The sequence below is a fragment of the Gammaproteobacteria bacterium genome, assembly GCA_011375345.1.
In the GTDB taxonomy this organism is placed as follows: Bacteria; Pseudomonadota; Gammaproteobacteria; order DRLM01; family DRLM01; genus DRLM01.
Window position 1 is genome coordinate 1 of record DRLM01000155.1, and the last position, 2,649, is coordinate 2,649.

The 2,649-nt window shown below is 63.2% G+C and carries 3 protein-coding genes; all 3 read right to left on the bottom strand.

All coding sequences use genetic code 11. From position 1 onward, the window contains the following. Positions 1-146: 146 nt before the first annotated feature. Entirely contained in the window at positions 147-476 is a 330-nt protein-coding gene (locus tag ENJ19_11965) for a c-type cytochrome (GenBank protein HHM06436.1), read from the bottom strand. Between the two features lie 220 nt (positions 477-696). Continuing rightward, entirely contained in the window at positions 697-1,656 is a 960-nt protein-coding gene (locus ENJ19_11970) for an HDOD domain-containing protein (GenBank protein HHM06437.1), read from the bottom strand. 223 nt (positions 1,657-1,879) lie between these two features. After that, the gene (locus ENJ19_11975) at positions 1,880-2,248 is read right to left on the bottom strand and encodes a hypothetical protein (protein HHM06438.1); all 369 of its coding nucleotides are present in this window, start codon (positions 2,246-2,248) and stop codon (positions 1,880-1,882) included. Positions 2,249-2,649: the final 401 nt, after the last annotated feature.

The following is a 2,649-nucleotide window of genomic DNA, read 5'->3' on the forward strand; positions in this document are numbered from 1 at the left end:
AAGCCGCCCCGCCACTGCCACGACCAAGGCCACCCTGCGGGGTGGTCTTTTTTTGTGGTGCACAATCACGGCGCTGCGCGCCGGACCTGGCGCATAAAAAAGAGCGCGCCCCGGGGGCGCGCTGGAAGGGGGAGTTCCCGGCGGCCTTATTCGGCCAGGGAGAGGACGAAATCCACCAGGGTTTCAATGTCCGCGTCCGCCACACGCGGCGAATAGGGCGGCATGGGCACCCCACCGGTTACCGCGGTCCAGTTACCCTTGCCGCCTTTTTTCACTTTGTTGATGAGAAAATCGCGGGCCGAGGCGTCACCCTTCCACTTTTTCGAGACATCTTTCCAGGCCGGTCCGACCACTTTGTGATCCACCGAATGGCAGGCGAGACAACCGCTTTTTTTGGCCAGGGCGAGCGCGTCACCGGCCGTGGCGGAGGTGGACAGGGCCAGCGCGGAAGCTGCGGCCATCGCCAGGACAGTCATTTTTCTCATGAGAATCTCCTTAAAAATTGCTGTTACGGAACGCGCATGCTGAGCGTGCGCCGGTGTGTCTGAGTGTCATGCCGGCTGGGGCACCGGAACGGCGCTTCCAGCCAGTGACGCTTCACTTTACGCAGGAGATGCTGAATGGACCCTGAATGAGTGCCAGGGGCCAGGGCCATCCCTTGTCCGGGGTGGCAAAAAGGGAACGGGAGGAGAGGGTTCAGGCGGCCAGTTTTTCCGCCATATCGTCCAGCTCGCTTCCCATGCCGAACAGGGTTTCAGTGGCATCCAGGACCTGGTCCATATCCAGGCCCAGCTCATCCACCACGTGTTCGGGAATGGAACGCTCGCCGCTCATGGTGATGTCCCTGAGGGCCAGGGCACGGTCGGCCAGCAGCACCAGCTTGGCATAGGTGGCGTGTTCACCGCCATAGTCCGGGAAATGGTGTTCGCGGGCGGCGACGATCACCTCCGGTGGCATCTCCCAGGATTTCAGCAACCAGGTGCCCAACAGCTCGTGGCGCACGCCCAGCACCTGCAACTCCAGATCCCGCACCGAAGGAAGGGGGCTGCTGTCGCAAATGGCGTTCAGGTGGGAGAATTCTTCGGGGTGCAGATGCCCCAGCAGCAGGTAGCCGATATTATGCAACAGGCCCGCCAGGTAAGTGGTACCGGCTGAGGGTCGTCGCTCCCGCGGCATGCGTTCGCCCAGGGTTTGGGTGAGGGTGGCGCTGTAGAGGGCATGGCGCCAGTAGGCTTCGCGTCCCAGCGGTCCGCGGCCGGGCATACGCAGATTTCTGCCGGCGGTCATGCCCAGGGCCATGTGCACCCCCTGATCGAAGCCCAAAACCAGCCCGATGGCTTTTTGGACGGAGTTGATGCGGTCGCCGTAACCGAACAGGGGCAGTCGGGCGTAACAGACCATTTGGGCGGCCAGACCGGGGTCGTTCTCCACTGCCGCGGCCAGTTGTTTGACGCCGGCGCTGCGGTCGTTGCGCAGACGCAGTACCAGGCGGGCCGTTTCAGGCATGGTCGGCAGCTCCGCCAGGCATTCGATTTCCCGGCGCACTTCGGCCGCGAACACCTCTCTGGCCAGCTGCTTCTTTGGCCGTGGTCCGGTGAGTCCCAATTCCTCCAGCAATTCATCCACTTCGCTTCGTGTCGTTCTCGAAAGACCCATACGCTGCCTGCCGCTGAGAAATTCAGGATGCCCGCCTCGCCCCGTGCAGAAGCCGCACCAGGCGTGTCGTGGTAAAGCGTGTATCGGTCAGCTTTGCCGGGGCTTTAGCCCGCGGACAGACCAGGGTTTGCCGGGCTTGAAGATCGGCGGTGGTGCCGGCCGGGCAGGACAGGAGGGCCGGTTCGGGAATCATGACCGCGGCGGTCCCGAACCGGCCCTGTCACTACGATGCGGACGTGTTCTGGCGGGGTGTCACGTTGACCGTGGTGTTGTCGGCATCGCCGGCGGTCAGACCCTGTTCCAGTTTGCTCACCTGGACCATGCCCAGCCTGGCCAGGGCGATGCCGGTCTCAACGTAGGCGCAGAATATTTGCGGGACCAGTTTGAAGAGGTAGTACAACCCCGCGCCGATGCCCCCCCCGAACAACGCCGCGAGAAACAAGGCGCCGGCACCGTGGCCGCCAAGGCCGGTGGACAGCTGGTACCAGAGGGACAAAACGGCCAGGGCGATACCGCCGAACCAAACACTCACCATGGACAGAAAGAACAGCGCCAGGACGAGTTGGAATACGCGGGTCAGTACTAGTGTCATCGTAATATCCGTTGGAATGCGGGTGAATGAGCCGGGAAGTTTAGTGGAAGAGTCGGCCCGGCAGCAACCGGGGGGCGCCAGGTGACGAAATATCGCGGCAACAGGGACCGCCGTCCCGGTTTTGCAGCCGATTCATCCTAAACCCGCGGCTCCTACCCGGGTGTTTTTCCGGTGGACGCCTGGCGCCGGCTCAAGGTGGCGTCGCGCCCCTGCACCGGTGGCATGCGAACACGCAGGGATTGGGGCTCGCGGCCCAGCCTGTAGTCGTACACCACAGTGTAGGCGAACACGTTTTGCAGATACTCCCGGGTTTCTTTGAAGGGCACGGTTTCCACCCACAGGTCCGCCGCCCGGGATTCGTGCTCGGGCAACCAGCGCCGGACACGGTAGCGGCCGGCATT

Bases quoted from the DNA above. Each gene is read 5' to 3' on its own strand.
- ENJ19_11965 (HHM06436.1), bottom strand. From the start codon at position 476: ATGACTGTCCTGGCGATGGCCGCAGCTTCCGCGCTGGCCCTGTCCACC.
- ENJ19_11975 (HHM06438.1), bottom strand. From the start codon at position 2,248: ATGACACTAGTACTGACCCGCGTATTCCAACTCGTCCTGGCGCTGTTC.
- ENJ19_11970 (HHM06437.1), bottom strand. From the start codon at position 1,656: ATGGGTCTTTCGAGAACGACACGAAGCGAAGTGGATGAATTGCTGGAG.